This is a genomic window from Biomaibacter sp. TOL, assembly GCF_059717795.1.
In genome coordinates this window covers 742399-767154 of record NZ_AP046092.1, presented here as the reverse complement: position 1 = coordinate 767154, position 24756 = coordinate 742399, and the positions used below count along the sequence as shown (strand labels likewise).

At 48.2% G+C, this 24756-nt stretch carries 19 protein-coding genes, 1 pseudogene, 1 CRISPR repeat array and 1 riboswitch (1 of these 22 only partly in view); of the genes and pseudogenes, 13 read left to right on the top strand and 7 right to left on the bottom strand.

Going from position 1 to position 24756, the window contains the following annotated elements:
* Positions 1–1902: direct repeats of the CRISPR family, unit length 30 nt; unit sequence GTTTTTAGCCTCCCTACGAGGAATTGAAAC (it extends 12056 nt beyond the left edge of the window).
* 89 nt (positions 1903–1991) lie between these two features.
* Positions 1992–2216, top strand: a complete 225-nt coding sequence (locus tag AC6I1H_RS03840) for a hypothetical protein (RefSeq protein ID WP_497739685.1) — start codon at positions 1992–1994, stop codon at positions 2214–2216.
* 159 nt (positions 2217–2375) lie between these two features.
* Here AC6I1H_RS03840 and mntR read toward each other — a convergent pair whose 3' ends face one another.
* The gene (gene mntR, locus AC6I1H_RS03835) at positions 2376–2879 is read right to left on the bottom strand and encodes a transcriptional regulator MntR (protein WP_497739684.1); all 504 of its coding nucleotides are present in this window, start codon (positions 2877–2879) and stop codon (positions 2376–2378) included.
* A gap of 143 nt (positions 2880–3022) precedes the next feature.
* Between mntR and AC6I1H_RS03830 the strand changes: the two genes are divergently transcribed.
* Positions 3023–3259, top strand: coding sequence for a FeoA family protein (locus AC6I1H_RS03830; protein ID WP_497739683.1), 237 nt, complete (start codon positions 3023–3025; stop codon positions 3257–3259).
* A 23-nt stretch (positions 3260–3282) separates the two neighbouring features.
* On the top strand, positions 3283–5445 hold the full coding sequence (gene feoB / locus AC6I1H_RS03825; protein ID WP_497739682.1) for a ferrous iron transport protein B: 2163 nt from the start codon (positions 3283–3285) through the stop codon (positions 5443–5445).
* Between the two features lie 42 nt (positions 5446–5487).
* Here feoB and AC6I1H_RS03820 read toward each other — a convergent pair whose 3' ends face one another.
* The 6 genes and pseudogenes from AC6I1H_RS03820 to AC6I1H_RS03795 all read right to left on the bottom strand — a co-directional run bounded on the left by AC6I1H_RS03820 (position 5488) and on the right by AC6I1H_RS03795 (position 10174).
* Positions 5488–6165, bottom strand: coding sequence for an alkaline phosphatase (locus AC6I1H_RS03820; protein ID WP_497739681.1), 678 nt, complete (start codon positions 6163–6165; stop codon positions 5488–5490).
* Positions 6166–6172: 7 nt separating this feature from the next.
* A complete protein-coding gene (locus tag AC6I1H_RS03815; RefSeq protein ID WP_497739680.1) occupies positions 6173–7210 on the bottom strand; it encodes an ABC transporter ATP-binding protein in 1038 nt (345 codons plus the stop codon).
* Positions 7197–8063: an ABC transporter permease gene (locus AC6I1H_RS03810; RefSeq protein ID WP_497739679.1), complete on the bottom strand. Its 867-nt coding sequence runs from the start codon at positions 8061–8063 to the stop codon at positions 7197–7199. The genes AC6I1H_RS03815 and AC6I1H_RS03810 overlap by 14 nt, the downstream gene beginning before the upstream one ends.
* Positions 8060–8893, bottom strand: coding sequence for an ABC transporter permease (locus AC6I1H_RS03805; RefSeq protein ID WP_497739678.1), 834 nt, complete (start codon positions 8891–8893; stop codon positions 8060–8062). Before AC6I1H_RS03805 ends, AC6I1H_RS03810 begins: the two co-directional genes overlap by 4 nt.
* Positions 8894–8904: 11 nt before the next feature.
* Positions 8905–9807: pseudogene (locus tag AC6I1H_RS03800) on the bottom strand (ABC transporter substrate-binding protein); the annotation flags it as partial.
* Positions 9764–10174, bottom strand: coding sequence for an alkaline phosphatase family protein (locus AC6I1H_RS03795; protein ID WP_497740706.1), 411 nt, complete (start codon positions 10172–10174; stop codon positions 9764–9766). The pseudogene AC6I1H_RS03800 and the gene AC6I1H_RS03795, both read right to left, overlap by 44 nt.
* Positions 10175–10494: 320 nt before the next feature.
* Positions 10495–10688: riboswitch (cobalamin riboswitch) on the top strand.
* A gap of 115 nt (positions 10689–10803) precedes the next feature.
* Here AC6I1H_RS03795 and AC6I1H_RS03790 point away from each other — a divergent pair.
* From AC6I1H_RS03790 to AC6I1H_RS03745, 10 genes are all read left to right on the top strand, one after another.
* Entirely contained in the window at positions 10804–10974 is a 171-nt protein-coding gene (locus tag AC6I1H_RS03790) for a DUF2292 domain-containing protein (protein WP_497739677.1), read from the top strand.
* 73 nt (positions 10975–11047) lie between these two features.
* Positions 11048–12409, top strand: coding sequence for a DUF4430 domain-containing protein (locus AC6I1H_RS03785; protein WP_497739676.1), 1362 nt, complete (start codon positions 11048–11050; stop codon positions 12407–12409).
* On the top strand, positions 12399–14480 hold the full coding sequence (locus AC6I1H_RS03780) for a DUF8725 domain-containing protein (RefSeq protein WP_497739675.1): 2082 nt from the start codon (positions 12399–12401) through the stop codon (positions 14478–14480). The genes AC6I1H_RS03785 and AC6I1H_RS03780 overlap by 11 nt, the downstream gene beginning before the upstream one ends.
* Positions 14467–15201, top strand: coding sequence for a hypothetical protein (locus AC6I1H_RS03775; RefSeq protein WP_497739674.1), 735 nt, complete (start codon positions 14467–14469; stop codon positions 15199–15201). The genes AC6I1H_RS03780 and AC6I1H_RS03775 overlap by 14 nt, the downstream gene beginning before the upstream one ends.
* Positions 15202–15206: 5 nt before the next feature.
* Positions 15207–16838 (top strand): hypothetical protein, encoded by a 1632-nt coding sequence (locus AC6I1H_RS03770; RefSeq protein ID WP_497739673.1) that lies wholly within the window; start codon positions 15207–15209, stop codon positions 16836–16838.
* On the top strand, positions 16839–17810 hold the full coding sequence (locus AC6I1H_RS03765) for an AAA family ATPase (protein ID WP_497739672.1): 972 nt from the start codon (positions 16839–16841) through the stop codon (positions 17808–17810).
* A 1-nt stretch (position 17811) separates the two neighbouring features.
* Entirely contained in the window at positions 17812–18654 is an 843-nt protein-coding gene (locus tag AC6I1H_RS03760; RefSeq protein WP_497739671.1) for a DUF58 domain-containing protein, read from the top strand.
* Positions 18651–20204, top strand: coding sequence for a BatA domain-containing protein (locus AC6I1H_RS03755; protein WP_497739670.1), 1554 nt, complete (start codon positions 18651–18653; stop codon positions 20202–20204). The genes AC6I1H_RS03760 and AC6I1H_RS03755 overlap by 4 nt, the downstream gene beginning before the upstream one ends.
* A complete protein-coding gene (locus tag AC6I1H_RS03750) occupies positions 20194–22716 on the top strand; it encodes a VWA domain-containing protein (RefSeq protein WP_497739669.1) in 2523 nt (840 codons plus the stop codon). The genes AC6I1H_RS03755 and AC6I1H_RS03750 overlap by 11 nt, the downstream gene beginning before the upstream one ends.
* Before the next feature lie 267 nt (positions 22717–22983).
* Positions 22984–24600 (top strand): S-layer homology domain-containing protein, encoded by a 1617-nt coding sequence (locus tag AC6I1H_RS03745; protein ID WP_497739668.1) that lies wholly within the window; start codon positions 22984–22986, stop codon positions 24598–24600.
* Positions 24601–24756: the final 156 nt, after the last annotated feature.

Here is a 24756-nt window from a genome sequence, read left to right as displayed (position 1 = left end):
AAAATGCTGCTGCCGTTTTTAGCCTCCCTATAAGGAATTGAAACACCTGTCGCAGCCTTGCGCTGTGCAGGTCACACCGGATTTTTAGCCTCCCTATAAGGAATTGAAACGGATTCCAGTAGGCTCGCCAGAACCAGAGCCGTTCAAAGTTTTTAGCCTCCCTATAAGGAATTGAAACACCTTCAGGAGGTTCAAACTCACACAAACGCTCAATGTTTTTAGCCTCCCTATAAGGAATTGAAACAAAGCCTGGAAAGAATGCAGGAATGCGTTCTTCAAAAAGTTTTTAGCCTCCCTATAAGGAATTGAAACTGGACACTCGGGGGTGCAATTGTAGGGCCAGGGACGTTTTTAGCCTCCCTATAAGGAATTGAAACAATCCACATACAATACGGTATATACTTGAAATCCACAGTTTTTAGCCTCCCTATAAGGAATTGAAACGAACCTATTGTAAACGTTCCCAGAAGAACAATTGGTAGTTTTTAGCCTCCCTATAAGGAATTGAAACGTGGATAGAGCTGGGCTGCGTCGAGCTCCCACGGGGTTTTTAGCCTCCCTATAAGGAATTGAAACCAACAGCAACCGCAAATAAGATTTTAAAACTCGATGGTTTTTAGCCTCCCTATAAGGAATTGAAACGCATTCATTATGCCGTTTTGCCGCATAAGCTGGTAGAAGTTTTTAGCCTCCCTATAAGGAATTGAAACATACGCCAGCGACGGAACAAAACTGTATACAAAAAGGTTTTTAGCCTCCCTATAAGGAATTGAAACTCCCGACTCATAAATTCTACTGTGGCCCCAAGTGCATGTTTTTAGCCTCCCTATAAGGAATTGAAACGCAGCAAGACGGCCGGAAACCAACACGGCCAGAGGGTTTTTAGCCTCCCTATAAGGAATTGAAACAGAAATAATAAAGGCGGCATACAAGTTTAAAAGCAGTTTTTAGCCTCCCTATAAGGAATTGAAACGTGTTGTTTGCATCAAAAAATCCAAAAAGTCCACACATTGTTTTTAGCCTCCCTATAAGGAATTGAAACCCGCCCTTCTATTTAATACAATTAAACGCACTGGCAAGTTTTTAGCCTCCCTATAAGGAATTGAAACATTTTCTTTCCGTCTTTGCGTACTGCCACACCGAAGTTTTTAGCCTCCCTATAAGGAATTGAAACCAGTAACCTTTTCCGGCACAGCCACTACTGAACAGTGTTTTTAGCCTCCCTACGAGGAATTGAAACCTGAAAAGATATGCGTCGATTTTTGTCCGTTATGCGTTTTTAGCCTCCCTACGAGGAATTGAAACACAATATGATGCTATATCGATATTGTATACCTAAAAGTTTTTAGCCTCCCTACGAGGAATTGAAACGAAAAACAAACAACATCCAATTCAGGACCTCTGCTGGGTTTTTAGCCTCCCTACGAGGAATTGAAACAAACCAGCTTGCCCATCCTGCCCTTCTTGTATTTCTGTTTTTAGCCTCCCTACGAGGAATTGAAACTTATATCCTCCCCTTTTCAAGGAAATTTGTTATTTGAGTTTTTAGCTTCCTACGAGGAATTGAAACAGTATGTTGATGTCCCAGCCGTCCTCGAGAGACTTTAGTTTTTAGCCTCCCTACAAGGAATTGAAACTCCATACAGTCACTGCAAACGTAGCCGTCCCGGGTCGTTTTTAGCCTCCCTACGAGGAATTGAAACTCTGGTCGCATTGTTAAAGCACTTGCCTTACAATCGGTTTTTAGCCTCCTTATAAGGAATTGAAACCGCCTGCAGGGTGGGGTACGGGACCCACCGGGCGGCGATTTTTAGCCTCCCTATAATGAATTGAAACATGGAACTACAACTGCCGACAAACTTGTAGCAGATAGTTTTTAGCCTCCCTATAAGGAATTAAAACAACGGCGGACAAGCTCAACCCAACCCTTGGCCGTTCTTAGCTTTCCTGTAAAGCATTTTTCTACGATGGATTATGATGCAAAGGAGGTGATGAGTATAGTGGATAGGCAGCTTGCAATTTTCGGGCATATTTGTATAATAGGAGGATGTTATCTGGTATCATGGGGAATTTATCTGCTGCCTGTGAGCGAACCATCACTAATAGGAATATTAACTAAGCCATTATTCTGGGGTTTGTTTTCCATCTTTGGCGGGATTTGCGCTAATATGCATTCTTCATGCAAATGCATTCAAATGAAGAAAATTAAAAAATGACTCATTAATGCAGATATAAACTTTACATTATAAGTTATTGCTGGCTTCATATCATGGAATCCATACCAAAGGCTTCCACGATAAAATGTCTCTTCGCTATACATATATTTATAGCGAAGAGACATTTATTTTTTTTTGTCATAAACTTTCCTAAACCATTTATATTTTTTTATAATTATTATCATCGTTATTGCAATTCTTATCAAACTGACGAAGTTTTTCAGCTATCTCAGGATTTTCATTTAAGAAATCATTCAATCTTTCTATTTTTTCGAGGGTATCCATGCTGATATGATGTTCGATCATTTCAGTATCGGCCAAGACTGTATCTTTGACTCCGAGATTTGTTAAGAACTTTTCTACGGTCTTATGCCTCTTCAGCAGAAAACTGCCCAAAGTCTTGCCTTTTTGCGTCATCTGAATTATGCCGTATTTTTCATAGGCGAGATATCCTATTTGGGCAAGTTTTTGGACAACTTTTGATGCGGAAGAAGCCTTGACGTTGAGTTGTTCTGCCAGTTGGTTGATGCGCGCATAACCCTCTGTAGAACAACTTCTGTATATCATCTCGAGATAGTCTTCCATGCTGGGCGTAAGATTTTTTTTGCTTTTTTTGAGGATTTCATATCCTCTGACCGTGTGAAATTCATTATTGCTCTCCATTATAAACTCCTGCCTTTCATGCCGAGTCCGGCAGGTGTAACAAATAGAATAGATTCATCATAAGTTAGGAGTGAGAAAAAATTTTTCTCACTCCTAATTTATTTTATGAATCCGAGAAATATGACTTTTCAGAGGTGAGCATTATGGAAAACTTGATTCCTTTGAATAACCTGCCGATCGGCAGCTTCGGGAAAGTCCGTAAACTGACTGCCTGCGGCAATATCAGGAGAAGAATGATGGACTTGGGGCTTGTCTGCGATACAAAAGTCAAAGCGTTGAAGAAAAGCCCTGCCGGGGACCCGGTGGCTTATGAAATTCGGGGCGCAGTGATAGCACTTCGCTCCGAGGAAGCGTCAAAAATATTGGTCGAGTTTCCATAAGCATGGAGAAGGGAGATTTTGCGATGGGTCTGACTCATCAGTCCACAGGGCTTGAGTTGATGAAAGAAATATTGCTGGATCAGATTAAATCGCCTGATAATTTTGTAATTGTACTGGCAGGCAATCCGAATACTGGCAAAAGCACAGTTTTCAACAGCCTTACAGGCTTGAACCAGCACACTGGAAACTGGCCTGGCAAGACAGTAACGAATGCCCGAGGCAGATTTACTCACAACAATAGCAATTTCACATTGGTAGACCTGCCCGGAACTTATTCTCTTTGTGCCAATTCTTCGGAAGAAGAGGTGGCAAGAGATTTTATCTGCTTTGGCATGCCTGATGCAGTGGTGGCAGTTGTGGATGCGACGTGCCTTGAGAGGAATTTGAACCTGGTCTTGCAAATACTGGAAATTACAGGCGATGTCATAGTTTGTGTAAACCTTTTGGATGAAGCCGAAAGAAAAAAAATTCATATTGATTTAAACAAATTGTCAGAATTGCTCGGCGTGCCTGTGGTAGGTACAAATGCGAGGGATGGGCGCGGTATGGGACAGCTGAAGGATGCAATTTACAAAATGGCTGCCGGTTTAACGAAAGTCAATCCCATAAAAGTTGTTTATGATGATGTTGTGGAAGGCGCTGTCAAGCTAATTCAACCCTATATAGAAAAGAATATAATGCTAGATATTAACAGTAGATGGCTTGCTTTGAGGTTGATTGAAAAAGATAAAACCGTTCTTGGTTCGATCAAAAAATATATGGGGCAAAGTCTTGAAGAAAATCAGAACATTTGCTTTGCCATAGAAAAAACAGAACAATACTTAAAACAAAATGGTATTGAAGAAGATGTTCTGGACAGAATTGTGGCGAGCATTGTAAAAAAGGCTGAAGAAATTTGCAGAGCATCTGTAGTGTTTGAAGATGTGCAGTATAATCATTTTGATCGCAAAATAGACAATATCCTTACTTCCAGCACCTTTGGCATTCCCGTCATGATTCTTTTGCTCGGATGTATTTTCTGGATTACTCTTCAAGGAGCCAATTATCCTTCGGAGGTATTGGCCTCATGGCTCTTCTGGATAGAATCCCGACTGACGGAATTTTTTTTATGGGCGGGCCTGCCAGAATGGCTTCATGGGGCACTGATCCTTGGCATGTATCGCACAACAGCCTGGGTAGTTTCGGTGATGTTACCGCCGATGGCAATATTTTTTCCTCTTTTTACTGTGCTGGAAGATTTGGGTTATCTCCCCAGGGTGGCTTTTAATCTTGACAAATTTTTTAAAAGAGCCTGCGCTCATGGAAAGCAGGCACTTACCATGTGCATGGGATTCGGATGCAATGCTGCAGGAGTAATTGCCTGCAGGATAATCGATTCCCCGCGCGAACGGCTCATTGCAATTTTAACTAATAACTATGTGCCCTGCAACGGGCGTTTCCCAACTCTCATAGCCCTGGCGATGATTTTTATTGCAGGTGATGTAGAAAAATACAAGTCAGTGGTTGCAGCCATATCGATCATAGGGGTAATTATCCTGGGGATAATAATTACTCTTATGGTGTCAAAGATTTTGTCCGTGACCATGCTGAAAGGTTTGCCTTCGACTTTTGCCTTGGAATTGCCTCCTTACCGAAAACCTCAAATAGGAAGGATTATTGTTCGCTCCATTTATGATAGGACTATATTCGTCCTGGGCAGGGCTGTAATGGTTGCTGCACCGGCAGGGCTGATAACATGGATTCTGGCCAATACTTATGCGGGCAACGCCAGTCTGCTGCATCATTGCGCCACTTTTCTGGACCCGTTTGCCCGCATGCTTGGCCTCGACGGTTTTATCCTTACAGCCTTTATCCTGGGCTTTCCTGCAAATGAAATAGTGATTCCCATCCTCATTATGAGTTACATGTCTTACGGCCACATGGTTGAACTGCACAGCTTAAATTCCATGCGCCAATTGTTTGTGGCCAACGGATGGACCTGGATTACTGCTGTGTGCACCATGCTTTTTTGCCTAAATCATTTCCCATGCGGCACCACGCTCCTCACTATTTATAAAGAAACCCAGAGCATAAAATGGCCTCTAATTGCTTTTTTCATAAATACAGCTTCTGGAATTGTATTGTGCTTCACATTAAATTTAATATTCAGATTGCCGGTTGTCATGGCAGCGCTTCTTGCTGAGTAGATAAATGACTTAACACTTTCCTGCCCAGATTATTCTTGATTTTTACAGCATATTTTCCGAGTCCAAGACTTCTATTCCTTTTCTGACGAAATCGGACAGACTGAGTTCGCCGGCCTTCCTGTCTATTTCGTAAGGCATGGCCGCATCGTGGTCGAGTTCGGGGTTTATGGCGATAACTTTGCCGGATTTGGAATTCAGGTTCAGGATATCCTGCTTTGTGTTCACAATTTTATAACCGTTCCTTATGGCTGCATCGAGAATGTTTTCCGGATTTTGGAGTTTGCTGTTTTTTCCGTCCGGGTCTTTGAAGCCTCCGCCGCCGAAAAAGTCAAAGCCGCTGTTTGCAAGCTGAAGGGCGATATCGTAATAATTATTGCGGCTTTCCTGATTTGCATAAAAGACAGCAGGCGTTGCGTGTTCCAGGGATACGGTAGTTATAATTCCTATTTTGTAGCCTTTTGCTTTGAGAGGCCGCGTTATGGGGTCGTATTTTATTTTCTTTGCGGGGTCCATGTTGATTATGCCGTCGGCAGTCTTGAAGCCGGAAGCGATAGACGTGCCTGTCGAGGCGGAATCAGGGATGAATGAATCGCTTTCATAGGTGGATGCAACGCCGGATACGGGAAATCCGGTAAAATCAAGCGGATTTGTCTTGACTTCGGAGGGGTTGGCGAGCACCCCAGTGTACATCTCAGCTGCGCTGATTTGAGGAAAGCTCATGCCATCTTTAATTCCTCTCGATGCCTTTGAGGGCATCCCGAGAAAAGCATATCAACACCCGCTCGCCTCTTGAATATCTGGCGCAATCCTCTCGGTAAAGCGTATCGACGGCAAGATTGACGGGCCCGGCTTTTACGAGATAGTGCACGATGTTGCCTGACATATGACTGCTTTCAATTATGCCTTCGCTATGGATCAGATTTTTATCGCCGCTTTTCAAAATGTTCAGATGATCCAGAGAAAATAGTGATATTGCTTCGGGCCGCAGCGCATAGTTCCTTCCGCCGGGGATGTCTTCTGCAAAAAAGGAGGCTTCATCACCGCTTAAAAGATTATAGTTGCCGATGAAACTTGCTACAAACCGGTTTTGCGGCGAGACATATATTTCTTCTGCAGACCCTTTTTGCTCAAATCTTCCCATGTTCATCACAAAAATTCGGTCGGATATGAACATGGCTTCTTCCTGGTCGTGCGTGACAAATATGGCTGTTGCGCCGGCGCATTTTAATATGCTTCTGAGCTCCGCGCGCAATGCTTTGCGTATCTTTGCGTCCAGAGCGCTGAGCGGCTCATCCAGCAGAACTATTTTCGGAGAGGGCGCCAGGGTCCGGGCCAGCGCCACCCGCTGCTGTTCGCCTCCGGAAAGCTGATGGGGGTAATGCGAAGCCCTGTTTTTGAGGTTTACGAGTTCGAGCATTTCGCGAATGCGTTTATCTCGCATGTCTTTTTTCATGCCCCTCATGCGAAGCCCGAAACCGATGTTGTCAGATACATTCATGTTGGGGAAAAGGGCGTAAGATTGAAAGACCATGCCGATGTTTCTGAATTGCGGCTCGACGTGTGTGATATCCCTGCCGTCTATGCATACGGTGCCCCTTTGGGGTTCCAGAAGCCCGGCTATTGTGCGAAGAAGGGTGCTTTTGCCGCAGCCGCTTGGTCCCAGGATCGATATTACTTCCCCTTTTTCAACGCTCATGGATACTCCGCGGAGGATTTCATTTCGTCCCAGTTTTACCCAGAGATCGTTTGCTTCAAGGTAACTCAACAGCTTCCCTCCTCTGAATTTGAACGGCATTGCTTTTGGAATGCCCTGTTTCAAATGCATTTTGCGAAAGTTTATTCCTGCCGGTGCTGAGGACAATCGAAGCAATGACACCCGTCATCACAAAATATGAGCTTACGATGGCGCTGGCTATATGCCCGTTTTCGCTCAATTTTTTATAGAGATAAACCTGAACGGTCTCATAGCCCCCGCCAGCCAAGAGATTTGCCAGGACGAATTCTCCCATCAATACGGAAAAGGACATCAGAGCGGAAAGAGCGATTCCCGGGAATATATTTGGCAATATTACGTTTATAAATGCATTGAGCGGGCTTGCGCCCAGAACTATGGCCGCATTAAAAAGTTCTTGGGCATTTATGGTGTGCAGGCTGTTTGAAATGCCCTGATAGAAAAATGGTATGATTGAGATGAAATAAGCTCCGAGCAAAAGCCAGAACGAGCCTGCCAGAGGAACGGGCCCCTGAGAATATATCCGTAACAGGCCCACGGAAAGCATGACGCCCGGGAATACGAAGGGAAGCATCACAACAGATTGCATATGGCGCTGCGCGCGGGGGAAATATGCCGCAATAATGAAAACCGATGGAGTGATTAATATGGTTCCCAATAATACGGCGGCAAAAGAGACTGTGAATGAACGGCCCAGCGCGCTCAGAAAACGGGCGTCTGACAGCAGGCCGGCGTACCATTTCAGGGTCAATCCGTCAGGGAGAAGGGAATTTTGCCATGAGATGGCAACGGAATATAATAATGTAGCAATTACCGGAAGCAGCAAAAACGCCATGAAAGCCGCTGCTGTGATGTAATGCCATATCGAGCTTTTTTTGCCCGTCATACGGCATCCCTCCCCGTTTCCGGCATGGTCTTGTGATAAAACCATATTGAAAGCCACAGGATACTTCCGAGCAAAACCGCCATAGCGCCGGCCAGCTCGGGCTTCAGGAATATATCTCCTGCGATGAGCTGCGCAATGCGGATGGTAACGAGGTTGAAACTGCTTCCGGCCAGAGCGTATGCGGTTGCATAAGCACCCATGGCATTGGCAAACAGCAGGCTGAAGGTACCCAAAAAACACGGCATAAGCACGGGCAGTCCAATATAACGCCAAAACTGGAAGGGACTTGCGCCCAAAAGCGCGGCAGCCTCTTTCCATTCATCGCGAACGGCCGAAAAAGCCGGAAACATAACGAGCACTGCCAGAGGAAGCTGGAAATAGGTATAAACAGCGGCCAAACCCTTCCATGAATAAAGGTCGAATGAAAAAGGAAATTCAAGGTTTCTGAGCAAAATGGTGAAGACGCCGTTGTTTCCCAAAAGGATTATAAAGGCAAATGCGAGGGGAACACCGGCAAAATTCGATGTCATGTTTGAAAATGCCAGCAGCTTTTCCCGCAGCTTTGGCGAAAAGGCGTGCAGGGCGCAGCAAATAAAGAAGGATGCGACCAGCGCAAAAAGACTGGAGAATAAAGACACAAGAAAACTGTTCCGGAAAGCCTGAAGATAATACGGGTTCTTTATCACAGCGATATAATTCGCCAGTCCCCAGCTCCGGCTTTCTGAATCCTTAAAACTGTAAACAATGGTGATTGCGAGGGGAGCAAGGAGAAAGGCTGCAATCATAGCGAAAAAGATAAGGACAATCGGCAGCATGGATTTTTGCTTCATGGCGACCTCCGTCATTTGAGATTTGACAGCACTTGCTGCTGCCAGAGTTCAGGTAGCCTCTTTGCAGTTTCATCCCATTTTGCAAAATCCCCGATCGGTTTTGCGCTTTTGTATTCATCCTGAGAAAGCAGCATCGCCTGAACGTCATCGGGCAGTTTAACGCTGCTCCTGATAGGGCGAGCATAACCCTTTGCAAGATTTATCTGGCCTTCATCGCTCAGGATGTACTCCCTCGCGAGTTTTGCGGCGTTTGGATGCGGTGCATATCGGTTTATAATTGTGGCATAGCCGCTGACGATGCTTCCGTCTTTGGGTATGACCACTTCATAGCTGCTGCGGTCTATCCTGTCGCGGTATCCAAGCGCATTAAAGTCCCAGAGCAGAGCGATTTCCACTTCGCCTTTTTCTATATTGGTGAGAGAAACATCAGCCTTTGACAATTTTCCCTGTTTTGCGAGGTTTGCAAAAAAATCGATGCCGGGCTGTATATTGCCCTCATCCCCGCCGAAAGCGACAGCGGCTGCCAATACCGCATGCTGGGCCTGTGCGGCTTTCATAACATCGCCGACGGAAACCATGTAATCTCCTTCCAGCAGCTCTTTCCAGGACTCGGGCACTTTATCCACAAGCTTTTTGTTCACAAGAAAAGACATGGTCCCCTGATATCCCACTATCCAGTGGCCTTCGTCGTCTTTGGCCCAGTCGGGGATTTCATCCCAATAAGATGTTTTATATGCCTGCGTTACCCCTTTTTCAACAGCAATCGGTGCAAAACCGACTCCCACGTCGCCTATATCGGCAGTGGGATTGTTTTTCTCCGCCTCAAATTTGGCGATTTCTTCGGCGCTGGACATGTCGGTATCCATGTGCTTAAGACCGTATTTTTCTTCGAGGTCCTTCCGTGTATCCTTCCAAATAAAAGCGGCCGTACTGAATCGGAAGTTTGGAATCTTCCTGCTCCCTGTCCACAAAAGGATCGAAGGGGGCACGGTTGTAAAGCTCGCTTATCCAGGCGTAAGCAGCCGCGGCGGTAGTCAAGCCATTTTCCCGGGCCATGTGAAAAACGCTGCGCCGGCTGGAAAGCCTGACTGTGCCGTTTGAAACGATTCCGTTTTTAAACGGGGGAGTTCCCGTAAGCAGAACTTCGTAGAGCGGCCTTGAAAGCGTGGGGGTTTCCGCCACCACCCGGTAAAACGAAGCCCTGTGGTTTTGTACGAGGTGGTTCATAAATCCCATTGAACAATATGCCGCATCGTATCTCAAACCGTCCAGAATTACCATTATCAGCTTTTCCATAACTTTTTGTCATACCACCGCCTTTTGGCTTTGATTGACATTCCTATTCTCCTTTCAATGAGTGATTGACCGGGATTTGATGCAAAAACCGATGGTGAAAAAAGCCGGCATGAATGGCAAGCAGTGCTTAGCATACAAATTCCCAGCGCTAATCATAATTTTAAAGGCGATATATTATAAAAATATTAAAGCGTTGTTAATGTTTGTAAAATTTAGTTAAAATTTATTTAACATGGTTTCCATTATGATACGTTTTGCAAATCAGATTAAATGTTGACAATAAAAAATGGTTGGTATATCATATATTTGAAATTAAGAAAACAGGTGCCGGCGTGGGTATTTGGGCCATGGCCGGTGAAAAGGGAAGTCGGGTGAAAATCCCGCGCGGTCCCGCCGCTGTGTGAGAGGAGCCCTTTCCTAAAACGCCACTGGGTAACCGGGAAGGCGGAAAGGGCGATGAAGCTCGAGCCAGAAGACCTGCCTGTTTTTTGCACCTCAAAACTCTACGGATGATAGGGAGGGGGTTTTATTATGTTTTCACGTGTTGAATCAGTTGCCGGGCAACGCACAATTCGACGTCATGGAGTCCGATGGAGCAGGCAAGAAGGGATTCCATGAATGATAAGGACGAAGATAAGGACGAATTGGCCAAGGGTGCGCTGACCGAGAAGGAAAAAAGGCTGCTGAGCTTTCTCCGGGAGATAAATTACGGCGAGATCAAGATATTTATACAGGACAAGCAGCCTGTGCGGATCGAGGAAATAAAAAAATCGATAAAACTTTGACAAAGGCTGACCGAACAACGGAAGCACTGTCTGAAACAGACGGTGCTTTATTTTTTAAGGAGGGGTGGATGGCATGAAGCTTCGCAGATTTTTGAAATTATCGATGGTTTTGATAATATTTCTTGCGATTTTGATGTCGATTTCTGCCTGTGGACCGGATAGGCCCAGGGTGGTCACGAACATAAGCGAAAATGAACAGGTCGCGACTTCTGAAGCCGGGGGTGCTGCTGAACCCGGCCGAACAGCTTTAAGGGACTCGGACAAAAAAGAAGTTGAGGAATTGGGCGGTGTGAAAGAGTCCGATGTGAAAGACTCCCCAGAACAAAAATCGCCCGAAAAACAGGATATCTCAAAAAATTCAGCTACGCAGCAAAATAAAGAGCAGCCCTCGGATAAAAAATTGGATAATAAAGTAAGTTCGATAGCAAAAACTGAAACTCAGCCTGATGCCGCAACAATATATAAAGGCTACAAGGGCCCGGTGCAGGGAGAGGTGAAATATAAGGAGGGTACCCCTGCGTCTGAAAATTCCCGGGAATACAAAGCGACGGGCGATATAGAAAGCCCGTATAAAGTGGACTTAATCGTCACCCGGGATTTTGGCCATAAAAAAATTTTTGCCAAAAATGTGGGGCTGGTAAGAGACGAAGTGGGAATGGAAGTTATGTTCCGGAACCTGGACATACAGACCGCCTATGGAGGAGGGTTTGTAAACGCCATCAACGGCCTGGAGTCCCATTACACTTTTTACACCGGCAAGGATAGAAAAAAGCTGGACTGGTTTTACTGGGTGAACGGCATACTCGCTCCGGTAGGCATTGCAGAATACAGGCCTCAGCCGGGCGATGTCATATGGTGGGATTATCACGACTGGAGCGTGACAATGTTCATTCCGGCGATCATAGGTTCGTACCCGCAGCCGTTTAAAGGCGGATACGGTGGCAAAAATCCGGGTACAGTGATTATGTATACCGAAGGTTGCAAAGAAGATGCAGAAAAATTAAAGAAAAGTCTTGAAGATAAGGGAGTAAAGCAGGTGGATATTGCTGAGTTCGATGCTTCTGTAATTCAGACGCCCAAAAAATACTACATTTTGCTGGGCAAATGGGACAGCCTCGTTCAGGGGAACGATTATCTCAAGGATATCAATACCAAAAACAAGCTGGTGGGAGTTTACGCCAAATTTGAAGACGGCAAGCTCCAGGCTTTAAACTTCAAAGGCAAAGCGGTGAGCAGCCATGACAAGGCCGGGGCCATTTATGCCTACGGCGCTACCATAGGCAGCTTGAACCCCATATGGCTTGTCACCGGCACGGATGACAAAGGGTATAAAATGGCTTTTGACACTATCCTCAACCATCCCGAATCTATTAGCGGCTGTTTTGGGGCGGTGATTACAGAAAACGGGGTGATACATATTCCTTATGGCGAATAATATTGCAAGAAGGCCAGGCTTTTCCTCATGCACGGCGCTCCTGCTGGCGGCGCTGGTGTTTTTCTGGCCTGCGCTGCAAACATGCGCCAGGGCAATGCCGGCCATGAGCGTATCCGTGGAAGCCGGTTTTGAAGGAAAATGCAAAATGGGCTGCACAAACCCTGTAGCCGTGGAAGTTGAGGCAGGCGAAGGCGGCGCGGATGGCGTGTTAAAGGTAGAGGCGGGTGGGAACTCGTATGCATATTCATTGCAAATACCGGAAAACAGCAGGAAAACAGTCCGCTTTTTCGTGCCGGTCTATAAACCGGACATTCAGGTTTCAGCCCGCTTTGAAAAAGACGGGCAGATTCTTGGACAGGTAGCGGCTAAACCTGAAGTTTTGCCGGAAAACAGCGTTTTCATCGGTGTGCTCAGCGATGAGCCCGAAAAGTACAAATATCTGAGCTCTACAGATTTTTCTTTTATCGGCGGGCAGAAGACATTCCTGTCAGCGCTGGACGAAGAGAAGGATTTGACCGATGAAGCCCTGGACAGCTTCAACATAATAATCATAGACGATTTCGACGCATCCCGGCTCGATGACGGGATGCAGAATGCTTTGAAGCGATGGGTTTCAAAGGGAAATTGCATTTTGATAGGCGCAAAAAAGTACGCCTATAAAAATTTGAAAGGGCTTTTTGAGTATTCGGAAATGCCTACCATCACCTGGGGAAAGGGCGCAGTGATTTTCGTTCAGCAGGATTTGGAAGAAGCTGACCCGCAGTACGTGGCGAGCCTTGTGCGAAAGCATTTAACAACTCCCATGATAAAAAGAATATGGGGTAAAAGCAGCATTTCAAAAAAACTCGCCGGAGCAGAGGGCATATATTTTGTGGTGGATGAAAGCCTGAGACCGTCGCGCAGAATGTTTTATTTAATGCTGTTATTGATGCTTTTGTATCTTGCAGTGGGGTGTTTTTCGATTTATTTGTCAAAAAGGAGCAAGTGGGTTTTTTCCGCAGCAGTGGCAGGCTTTTGCGCCGTTTTTTACATCGCGGCGCTGGGGGCGGGGCTGCGGGATACCTCCGCAGCATCGGCTGCCGTAAAGCTTTGGGGGAGTAAAAATACCGCTGAATCATACGTTTTGATCGGCGTATATCCCGCCCGCGGGAAAACCTGTGCCGTCAGCATGCCGTCGGGGGAGGCTATGTGTCCGCCGGACGCTTCGTGCGAATACATGCCCGGCGAGGGCAGAGTGGTTTTTTCAGGAGACGGTCCCCATTATGTTTTCAGCGCTTCAGCGGAAAACTCGGATTTGGAAGAATTTGAACTGAAGCTTACCGGGCAGGAGGTTGTATCCGGGGTCATAAAAAATCCGTTTCCATACAGATTGAACAAATGTTTCCTGGTGCTGGGCGATACCTTTATCAACCTGGGAGACATCGACGGCAGGGAAGAAGTGGAGGTAAAGTACCGGCTCGATTATGGATTGAGGGGGATGGGAGATTTCAACTTTCTGCAGGAGGTTGAAAGACTTTCGGGCCTGGGCAGCACTGAGAGAGCGCTATTGGAATACTATTTTGGCAATCTGGAGGACGGGGCTTCTGGAGGCAGGCTTTTCGGTTTTGGGCAGGAACAGGTCAAGGCCGAAGTGGGCGGAAGAAAAAGAAAGCTCAAGTCCTGCACCCTGCATGTTTTTAATGTGAATCTGATATGGGATGGCGGTAAAATATCTTTCCCGTGGGGCTACATAAAACCCGCGGCTTTGGGCAGAGGCGAGGCCTGGTCTATGGGCCAGAGGGAGTTCGTGCCGCAGAATACCGGACAGGTTTTGCTGTATTATCCGCTTCCGCCGGAATTTCGCGCCGAAGAGATTGATTTTTACGTCGAGCCGTCGGAGCATAATAGCATTCAGATATTCAATTGGAGCGATTCCGCATGGGAAGCCTTCGACGGCGGCACGCTTCGGGACGAAAGGCTGGTGCACTGCACGTCGGAAGGGCCTCTGCTTCTGAAAATTCAATGCGATTCAAGGGTGATTTTTCCGGAGATTTATGTGAAGGGTGCAAACAACAGCCATGGAGAAAAATAAGTGCCTTGCTTTCATAAAAGACTTGCTGAATATCGAAAGGGAAAATCAAATAATAATGCTCGTTTACCTGGGCATGATTTCAGCGGCAGCGGCGCTGTACATTTCTGCTGTGCCCCTGCGCATGGAAGGGTATCATCCCGAGCTTTACAGCCGCGGGTACATGTATTTTGCCCTCTTTTCCTTCCTCCTATTTTCAGTTCTGCTGCCCTTCTGGGAAACAGAGGGCGGGCGGGAAGGCATGAAAGGCGTGAAACTGTGTTTTCAGGCCGCGATATTCACTTTTTCCCAGCTGCCGTTCATGCTGGCCATTTTTGCGATGGGAAAGCTTGAAGGGGTGAATTTCGCCATACCGCTGGCCATTCAAACATCGTGGGGCATGGCTTTGCTTGCGGTCAAAGATTTATTGAAGGCGCTGAAAATTGATGAGAGATGGCGGGGGCTGACTCTGACGGTTTTCATTTTCACAGTGCTCATAGTCGTTCCCGTTTTGACCTACCTTTACATTGAATATAATCAGACGGTGATAACCACAGTTTTTGACAGAAGGATACCATGGCAGTTTTTCCTTTCGCCGGCTCTGGCCCAGGCCGGAATTTTGAATGCTCAGAGCGGCGGCTCCGTGCAGCAGGGATACATGCCTTTCATGCAGTGCATTGTATTCTGGGCAGCGGTATCCTCGGTTGCTTTCATATGGGCTGCCAAAAAACGACAAAAGGAGTAGCTAAAATGCAACGTATTGTGGGTGCCAGCGGAAAACCCTTTTCTGTGAAAGATCCGGTCATATATGCCATAGAGAAAATAAGGTTTAAGATGTGGTTTTGCGCCATCGCCGACAGCCTTATCGGCTCTGCGGTGCTGTGGGCATGGTATGTGTTTATCTTGGCGGCAGCCTCACACCTCGTCGCTATCACGTATTTCCTGCAAAAAGTCAAAGCCGGAGCAGCCGTATTTGCTTTTGCGGGCCTTTGCGCCGGTGTATTGCGCCGACCGGGCATGAAGGATGCAGCCCTGGTGGCAGATGCCATGGGTTTTCATGACAGGCTGTCCGCATATCTGGAATGCATTGGCAAAAGCGGTCATGTGCTGGAAGCTTTCAGGGAAGAAGTGCTGGAAGTGGTGGAAAAATTCAATCCAGCAAAAAAATACAGGCCGTCAGTTTGCTGGAAAAGACTTTGGCACTGTTTTTGGATTTTGATGGTTTCAGCCGGCATATTATTGATTCCATCCCCCCGGATAGAGCAGGCTGCCCAGATGCAGAGCGTGCGCGAGGATTTGAAGGCCGAGGCTGAAAACCTGAAAGAGCTGGCAGAAAGGATAGAAAAAACTTCTGATGATGAGAATCGAGACAGCGCCGGGCAGCCCGACCAAAAATTGTCTCGCCTTCTGTACGACCTGGCGGAGAAGATGGAAAAAAGCACGAGCTTTGAACAGGCGGCGTATGATGTTTCGCAGACCCAGAAAAAGCTTGGGTCGCATGAATACGGCGGGGATGCAAATGGCGCGAAGGGTCTTGCCGGTATATTCGACGGAGCGGGGAATGACTTTGATGAGGCAAAGCAGCTTCTGGAGCAAGGCGATGCCGAGGGTGCGGCCCGGGTTGTGGAGAATAAGGCGCTCAGCCGTCAAGCGCAGCAAAAAGTGCTGGAAAATATAGATAAATTCCGGGGCAGGATTAAACTGCAAGAAGGCGGCGATGCAGAAAGGCTGCTCGAAAAAATAAAAACAGCAGCTGAAAAAGGCGAACTGGACGGAAAACTGCTGGCTTCTTTCTTAAAACAGTTCACCCGTCCGGCATCGGGCGCAAGCCAAAAGTCTTACGCCGAAAACGTGGAGACAAAACTGCAGAGCTTGAAGGAGAGGCTGCTGGCAAAGGCGGGCAGCGGTTTTGAAGGTTATGGAGACCAGAATAAGAGCAGCGCCTTTACCGAAGGGGGAAATAATGAGGGAATGAAAAATGGAGAGCCCGGCAGCCCAGGCGTTTCTTCGGTGGCATCCGGAGGAGAGGGCATGATGGCTTCGGACAGCCGGGAGGCGGTGGGAGGCAGCGCCGTGCCGGAGAGAGCGGTCGACGGCAGGCAGGGGCATATGGGGAAAGTGCAGAAAGAAGCAGCCTCGTCGCTTTCCGATGCCGGAGAAGCATATTCGGAGGAGGTAAAAGGCCAGTGGCAGAGCGGGGGGAGAATACAAGAAAAAAAGTCTGACAGAACAATTGAGATAAATGGGGAATTTACAGACGCAAAGACCCTTTACCGGCAATTTCTGGCCGAAGGCATGAAATACGTGGATAAATACGAAATTCCGGCGGCAGAAAGGCCGCTAGTGCTGGAATACTTTAGCAGACTGAACGGGGGCCTTTGAATGGAAAGCAGCGATGTGAGAAATTTCAGAAATTTTTTTGAAGGGGTGGAAAAAGAGGTACAGAAACAGGTGGTAGGGCAGGACGAAATCATAAGAAATATTCTTATTGCCATTATCGCAGGCGGCAGCGTACTGATGGAAGGGGCGCCTGGCCTGGGCAAAACCGTCATGGTGAAGACTTTCGCAAGGGTGCTGGACCTGCCCTTTTCCAGGATACAGTTCACGCCCGATCTCATGCCCGTGGACATCACCGGCACGTACATAGTGAATAAGAGCGAAAGCGGCCTGACCTTTGAATTTCAGGAAGGCCCCATATTCAGTTCAATGATTCTGGCCGATGAAATCAACCGGGCTACGCCCAAAACCCAGAGCGCCATGCTGGAGGCCATGCAGGAAAAGACCGTCACCGTAGGCCGAAACACCTTCAGGCTGCCCGAACCCTTTTTTGTTCTGGCCACTCAGAATCCCCTGGAGATGGAGGGAACCTATCGCCTTCCGGAAGCGCAGTTGGACCGTTTCATGTTCAAGTTGAAAATAAGCCTGCCCTCCGAGAAGGATATATACCGCATACTGGATGTGACGGTCGACAGAAGCGAAGAGTCGGAAATAAGAAAGCTGGCCTGCCGGGAAGACATTCTTGCCTGGCAGAACCATGTGGCGCAGGTGCCTGTGGCAGCCAGTGTCAAGGAAAAAGCCGTCAGGCTCATGCTGGAAACCCATCCTGACAGAACTTCCTTGAGCATTGTAAAGGAGTACGTGAATTGCGGCGCCAGCCCCCGCGGCCTGCAGGCTGTGCTCAGGGGTGCCAGGGTTAGGGCGCTGGCAGAGGGGAGATTCAACGCGTCCTTTGAAGATGTGGCAAAAATGGCATATCCTGCCCTGCGGCACAGGATATTTTTAAATTTCAAGGCTTCTGCGGAAAAAGTCGATGCCGACGTGATTCTGGATGAAATCCTCAGGAGGATAAAGTGACATGGAGGATTTTCTGAGGGAAATGGCGCGGTTAAAGCTCGCCCTGCCGACGGCGGTGATCAAAGGCGGAACCGGCGTGCACCGGGGGGCGGGAGCGGGGCATTCGCAGGAATTTTACGGCCACCACGGCTACATTCCCGGAGAAGACATAAGAAAAATCGACTGGAAGGCGTATGCCAGAACAGAGCAGCTTTTTGTCAAAGAATTTACCGAAGAAAAACAAATGCACGTGAGGATAATTCTGGATGCCAGCGCTTCCATGGGTTTCGGAGGCCGGTGCAAGTGGGAAGCGGCAAAACTAATATCGCTGGGCCTGAGCCATATCGCCTTAAAACAGGGTGATCGCTTGAGTTTTGTGTTGGCAGGACAAAAAATGAAGGTGCTCAAACAGGAGAAGGCAGGCATTGAAAGCTTTTTCGAGCTTGTGCGCCTACTGCAGGATATAAAGCCCGAAGGTGCTGCCGATTTTGAAAGAATAATGGAGACGATGACCGGCAGCACAGCTATGACGTACGTAATCTCCGATTTTTTCGGGGAATGGGTTGGAAAAACCGTGGATTTCCTCGGGAAGGACACACAGTACAGCGTGCTGGTGCAGACCCTGGCGCAGGAGGAAATATCTCCTTCCATAGAAGGCGATTTAAAGCTGATAGACATGGAAACGGGCGCTGTGCGGAGAATCCGTGCCACCCGGCAGCTGAAGGAAAAATACCGGCGCCGGATGACGGAATTCATGAGCCGCATTAAATATATGTGCATGTCGAGGGGCATGGGCTATTTCATGGCTGAATGCGAAGAACCGCCAGTAAAGCTCATAAAAAGCATACCGGGGGTGTATGCATGAGCTTTGCACAGCCGTTTAACCTCTTGTACGGAATTTTCCTCGCCGTTATTGCAATTTTTTATCTCAGGAAAAAGCAGGCGGCAGAACACAGGGTTTCGTGGATAAGGATGTGGGATGAAGTGATAGTGGAAGAAGCGGGTCTTAACGTGAGCCGCCTGCGGCAGAACCTGCTTTTAGCGATGCAGCTTGCCTGCGCGCTGATGCTGGTGCTGTCCTCCGCAAAACCCCTGCTGGCAAGGGGAGAGCAGGAAAAAAGAGTGGTTATAGCCCTGGACGGCTCCATTTCCATGAACGCCCGGGAAAACGGCTTGACGCGCTTTGAGGAAGCGAAGGCTGCAGTGCAGAAGTATATAAAAGCCCTGCCGGCTGATGCGGCTGTAAGCCTTCTGCTTCTAAAAAACGGCGCGGAGGAATATCTGCAGGATGCGGAAAAAAGCAGGGCGCAAAAGGCGCTGCAGGGGCTCACATGCACATCAGATAGTCTGGATGCGCAAAAAGCAGTAGCAGTGCTGGAAACTTACCCGGGCGAAAAGGTGGTGTTCACGGACAAGGATCTGGACTTTGGCACAACTTCCGTAAAAATAGGCGGCAGGCTGGACGATGCAGGCATCGCAGGAGCAAGTTTCGATTACTACTCCCGAACTCTTTTGTGCAGGTTGAAAAATTACTCGGACAAAGGCAAAACCATTGCCGTAAAGGCCGAAGATGATCGGGGCGGGAAAATAATAGGCAGGGCATACGTTCCATCCGGAGGGGAACAATACATAAGCTTTGAGCTGGATCGGATTCCGGATATGGTGAGGCTGAGCATAATAGGCACAGACATGCTGGCGGAAGACGACAGCTATGTGCTGCCCCTGGGAGATGAATATAAAACAAAAGTTGTGATGATAGGGGAAAACCCCTATATGGAGGCGGCGCTGCAGTCCATGGCAGAGATACACTTCGAGAAGGCTAAATCATTCGACGACATAAAAAAAACCTTCGACATATTCGTACTGGCCCAAAAGCAGGGTCCGGCGCATCTTCCGGAGGAATGCTGCGTGTGGAAGCTGTATCCGGATGAGGGCGACTGCGGAGTGGCCTTTGACCATGCCGTGCCTTTACAGCCGGGTAACTCCTCCATATCGTCTGGCCTTGCTCTGGCAGGCATCTATGCGGACAAGGGATGTTTTCTGAAGCAAAAAGAAGGTTTTAAGAGCGTGCTGCTGGCCGACGGAAGGCCTGTCATGATTTGCGGAGATGAAAACGGCCGGCGGCAGATAATCTCTTCCATAGATTTTTCCGGAACCAACATGGTCATGACCCCCGCTTTTCCGGTGCTGGTTCACCGCTCTATAAAATGGCTTTCGGAAGGCATGGCGAAAAGCTTTGAAGCAAATCCCCCCCAAACCTTCGTCACCGGAGCCGAATTCCTTGACCGAAAGGGAACTGCTCGAAAGGGTGCAGCCGGGATGAATCCCGTTACCCGGGATGTCGGCCGCATGTTCGCACTGACAGCCATGGTTTTCATGGCGCTGGAACTGGAGGTCTACAGGCGTGAGCTTTGATTCATCGATAGATACCATAACAATAGCAGTAGCTTCGGCAGTGCTGCTTTATTATATCTTTTGCGCCGGGATTTTTTACAGGGCTTTTTCCAGAAAAAAATTCATCCTGTGGGCTGCGTTTCGATTTGCCGCCCTTGCATGCCTCCTGCTGGCCCTGGCCGGGGCGAGGCTTATTATGCCGAGCAGGATTACAGCCACAATATTCCTGGTGGACCGTTCGCTGAGCGCCAGCCAGAATCAGAGCGAGGTGGAGGAATACATAAACCGTCAGCGGAACAACAAAAAAGCGCGAGATAGGGTGGCGGTGGTAAGCTTTGCAAAAGAACCCATGATAGAGATGGCCTTTACCGGCGAGCCCCGACAGATAAAACTGCAGACAGCGCCCGACCCAGAAACCACCAATCTTGAAAAAGCGCTGGAATTTTGCCGGGATTACTTTCCCTCCAATGTCAACAAGAGGCTGGTGGTCTTCACCGACGGAAAAGAAAACATCGGCAGTGCGGCAAGGATGTGGAAGAGCATGGAACAAAGCGGGATAAATGCGGTGCTCTACCGTTTGAATTCCTCGCAGGGCGGGGATGTGCAGCTGACTTCCATAGAGCTGCCGGAAAACCTTCACCATGGGGAAAAGGCGCCATTGAAGATAACGCTGGATTCAAACATGGAAACCGAAGGCTATTTTTACCTTTACAGAGACGATGATTTAATAATGCAGCAGCCCCTCCGGGTGCAGAAAGGCACCGGCGTATATGAATTTGAAGTGGACTTAGGGGGGAAAAAGGTTCCCTCCTTTAAGGGGGAGATACGCTTTCAGGAAGACACCTGCCCTCAAAACAATACATTCACCCTGGTTCCGTCAATAAAAGGCATGCCGTCTGTCCTGGTTATTGGCGAAGAAAAAAATGTTAAAAACGTCGAGCACCTCCTCGACAGCCTGGGCTTGGAACATAAAACCTATGCTCCGGGTAGGGTGCCGGACACTCTCACATTTCTTTCATCCTTCAGCGAGATTATACTGGCAGATGTGCCCCATGACAGACTATCGGAGAATTTAGAAAAAAACCTTGAACTTTGCGTGAGGGAAAAAGGCACGGGTTTAATCGTGGTGGGCGGCGGGAATGCATTCGCGCCCGGCGGCTACAAAGACACCCTGCTGGAAAAAATGTTGCCGGTATCGTGTACGCCGAAAGGGAAGAAAAGGCAGCCCGATACGGGTCTGGTGCTGGTGCTGGACTGCTCGGGCAGCATGGACGAAGAAAGCGCGGGCGCAAGAAAAATCGATCTGGTAAAGCAGGCTGCCGTAAAGGCGGCACAGGTGCTGGAATCACAGGACGAAATGGGGGTGATTGGTTTTTCCGATGTGGTGGAGTGGGTTCTGCCTTTCAGCCCCGTGGGGGACAAAGAAAAAGTCCGGCAGGAGATGGAGAGTCTGGCGCCCAAAGGCGGCACGCTTATACTTCCGGCTTTGGAAAAGGCCGTGGAAGCCCTTGAAGATGCTGACGTGAAAGTGAGGCACATCATCCTGCTCAGCGACGGGCAGGCGGAAAAGAGCGGGTATGAAAGCATATTGGAAAGATTGAAAAGAGCAAACATCACTCTATCCACTGTGGCCGTCGGCAAGGATGCGGACGCTTCCATGCTCAGGGCCCTGGCCCAGCAGGGCGGGGGCATAAGCTATGTGGCTGAGAACATGTCGGAAATACCGGAAATTTTTGTTAAAGAGACTTATCTGGGTACAAAAAAGTACCTGAACAATGAAAGGTTCATTCCTAAAAAGGTTGATTCTGGCGAACTCTTCAAAAATAAAGCGCTTCCGTCGCTTGATGGGTATACGGCCACCGGCATCAAGCAAAAGGCAGAGCTTATATTGAAAAGTGATTCCGATGACCCGGTGCTGGCACAGTGGTTCTACGGCCTGGGGAAAGTGGCGGTATGGACCTCTGATTTAAGCGGCCAGTGGAGCAGGGACTGGATTATGTGGGAAGGCTTCCAGCGCGAATGGGGCAGGCTGGTAAACTCATGCCTGGCTTTCCAGCCGGAAAACGACCTGGATGTGAGAATAACCCGCAGGGGATGCGATGCACAAGTATATGTGGCCACAAATATTAATGACCCGGGCCAGTCGGTGGAAGCCAGCCTCCAAAGCAGCCAAGGCTTCATGAAAAAAATTCCTCTTGTTCAAATAAGACCCGGCCAGTTCGAAGGAAACATTGCCATGGAAAAGCCGGGAGAGTATTTATTGGCCGTGAGCCTTACAGAGAATGGTAAATCTGTAAAAGAAGCCTCTCGCATAATCCATCTGGATTATTCGCCCGAATACAGCATCTGGGAAGAAGACAGCCAGGCGGCGTATCTGCTTGCAAAAGGAGGTATAGCCAATAAGGACACGGATGTCTTTCGTTTACCCCTGCAGAAAAAAAACTGGAGCCAAAGCCCTATGGACTATATACTGTTGCCGCTGGCCCTGCTGTTTTTCACCATGGATATCTGGACAAGAAAGTTTTTGCAATGAAAAAGCGCGAATACAGAAAGAATTATATTATGGAATAATTAAAACTTATTAAAAATCTTGACGATGTGCGAATTTTGATATAATATATATTACAGACAAGCTGATGAGATTGTTATTGTGCGGCGCCGACCGAACAACGGAAGCACTGCCTGGAAAGGTGGTGCTTTTATTTTTGGTATAGGGTCATCTTCGGCAGCAAGATAACTTTTCACACAACAACTATATTCTTTAAATATTACAAAATATTAGAAAAAGAGGTGGGGAAGGTTGCAAAAGAAAAGGTTTAAAGCACCTGCTTTGTTGCTCGTGTGTATATTGATTGTTCTCATCTCGTATACAGGCAACATCCAGGCGGCGCAGAGCAGCATTACCCGGGAGGATGTGCGCGCTGCCGCTCAGAAAACCATCGATTATTACTACAACACATTTAAAAAGGAGCAGTTTAAAGGTGTACTTGACTGGCCTGCGCTGGGGCTTTTCGGATTCGGGGAAGATGTTAGCGGCCCCAAATGGACCACCGCCGACGGGAAAAACGGCGCTTACTGGCGAGAGCAGGAGGTCAAAAACGGAGTCGGACTTTCCAAGACAAAGAACACCGACTTCCAGCGAACCATCATTGGGATATGCGCCGCAGGGAAAGATCCCAGGAACTTCGGCGGCCTCAATCTGGTGGAGATAGTCAAGAATACCATGTTGCCCAGCGGCCACTTTGCCGACTCGGTAGCCGACAACAAAACCGGAAAACCCGTGGGCGAAGACCTGGTAAACGCCCATATATTCGGAATCATAGCCCTTCATTGTGCGGGCGAACCCATACCGAACAGGGATAAATGCCTGCAGTGGCTGGAAAACCAGCAACACAAGGATGGGGGATTTACCTGGGATGTGAAGTATTTTGACGACCCTGCGGATTATGATTTAGTTGATTCAGACGTGGATATGACTGCCGCGGCCCTAATGGCGTTTGCCATCCTCGGGGAAGATGAGTCAAATCCGCATGTGGCAAGAGCGCTGCAATTTTTAAAAGAAAAACAGCTTGACAATGGCGGATTTTATTCATGGGGCACCGAAAACCCGGAAAGCTGCGCGTGGGTTATTCAGGCACTGACACTTCTGGGCCAAGATCCCATGGGGCCGGAATGGACAAAGCCATCCGGCGGGAACCCGGTGAGCGCCATGCTTCGGTTCCAGCTCCCGGACGGCAGCTTCTCACATGTGCTGAGCGAGGAGGACAACCTGCCCGTATATGATAACGGAATCTCTACATATGAAGCTCTGTATGCGCTGGCGGATGCGTACAACGGGAAGGCCGCATACGACATGCTGCATGAAAAATATCGGCCTGAAGCGGAAAAACACCTGTTTTCGGATTACAAGCCCGGGGATTTTGGTTTTTCCGAGACCATGGAATTGGTTTACGACTATGTTTTATCGGGCAGAGCCGACGGCACCTTCGGTCCGGAACAGCCTGTGACGAGGGCGGAGTTTGCAAAGTATCTCGCATACGGCTTAGGGCTCAAAAAGCAAATTCAGGACGCGAAAGGCTCCAAGCTGTTTTCCGACGTGCCGGAAGGCCACTGGGCCGACGGTTGCATCGGGCTGTGCGCGGAAAAAGGCTTTGTCAGCGGCACCGGCGAAAAAACCTTTTCGCCCGGCCAGAGCATTACGGGCGAACAGCTCATGGCCATGCTGGTGAGGGCTGCGGGGCTCGAGGAAGAGGCGGCTGCCTTGAAAGAGACCAAAGACAGCTGGGCAGATGGATACATTAAGGTTGCTCAGAACCACGGCTTTTTATGGCCTGGTTTTGACGCCAAAAAGCCTGCTACCCGAGCCCAGTGCTCCTGGGCGGTGGTTCGGTTGAAGGAATATATAGGGATTGAGTAAAGAATAAAGACTAAAGTCAGGCGAATTCATATTCGTTCAGCTCTGAATCCTTTTAAATGATCTTGACAATGTGCGAATTTTGATATAATGTTCAACCAAGCCAAATATCACTAGCCCTGCTTCAAAGCAGGGGCTTTTTTGTTTTGAAAATTAAAA

Coding starts and splice junctions, on each gene's coding strand:
- AC6I1H_RS03830 (WP_497739683.1), top strand. CDS start 3,023: ATGGAAAACTTGATTCCTTTGAATAACCTGCCGATCGGCAGCTTCGGG.
- AC6I1H_RS03795 (WP_497740706.1), bottom strand. CDS start 10,174: ATGGTAATTCTGGACGGTTTGAGATACGATGCGGCATATTGTTCAATG.
- AC6I1H_RS03775 (WP_497739674.1), top strand. CDS start 14,467: ATGGAGAAAAATAAGTGCCTTGCTTTCATAAAAGACTTGCTGAATATC.
- AC6I1H_RS03770 (WP_497739673.1), top strand. CDS start 15,207: ATGCAACGTATTGTGGGTGCCAGCGGAAAACCCTTTTCTGTGAAAGAT.
- AC6I1H_RS03765 (WP_497739672.1), top strand. CDS start 16,839: ATGGAAAGCAGCGATGTGAGAAATTTCAGAAATTTTTTTGAAGGGGTG.
- AC6I1H_RS03790 (WP_497739677.1), top strand. CDS start 10,804: ATGAATGATAAGGACGAAGATAAGGACGAATTGGCCAAGGGTGCGCTG.
- AC6I1H_RS03805 (WP_497739678.1), bottom strand. CDS start 8,893: ATGAAGCAAAAATCCATGCTGCCGATTGTCCTTATCTTTTTCGCTATG.
- AC6I1H_RS03840 (WP_497739685.1), top strand. CDS start 1,992: ATGAGTATAGTGGATAGGCAGCTTGCAATTTTCGGGCATATTTGTATA.
- AC6I1H_RS03810 (WP_497739679.1), bottom strand. CDS start 8,063: ATGACGGGCAAAAAAAGCTCGATATGGCATTACATCACAGCAGCGGCT.
- AC6I1H_RS03760 (WP_497739671.1), top strand. CDS start 17,812: ATGGAGGATTTTCTGAGGGAAATGGCGCGGTTAAAGCTCGCCCTGCCG.
- AC6I1H_RS03780 (WP_497739675.1), top strand. CDS start 12,399: ATGGCGAATAATATTGCAAGAAGGCCAGGCTTTTCCTCATGCACGGCG.
- AC6I1H_RS03820 (WP_497739681.1), bottom strand. CDS start 6,165: ATGAGCTTTCCTCAAATCAGCGCAGCTGAGATGTACACTGGGGTGCTC.
- AC6I1H_RS03785 (WP_497739676.1), top strand. CDS start 11,048: ATGAAGCTTCGCAGATTTTTGAAATTATCGATGGTTTTGATAATATTT.
- mntR (WP_497739684.1), bottom strand. CDS start 2,879: ATGGAGAGCAATAATGAATTTCACACGGTCAGAGGATATGAAATCCTC.
- feoB (WP_497739682.1), top strand. CDS start 3,283: ATGGGTCTGACTCATCAGTCCACAGGGCTTGAGTTGATGAAAGAAATA.
- AC6I1H_RS03755 (WP_497739670.1), top strand. CDS start 18,651: ATGAGCTTTGCACAGCCGTTTAACCTCTTGTACGGAATTTTCCTCGCC.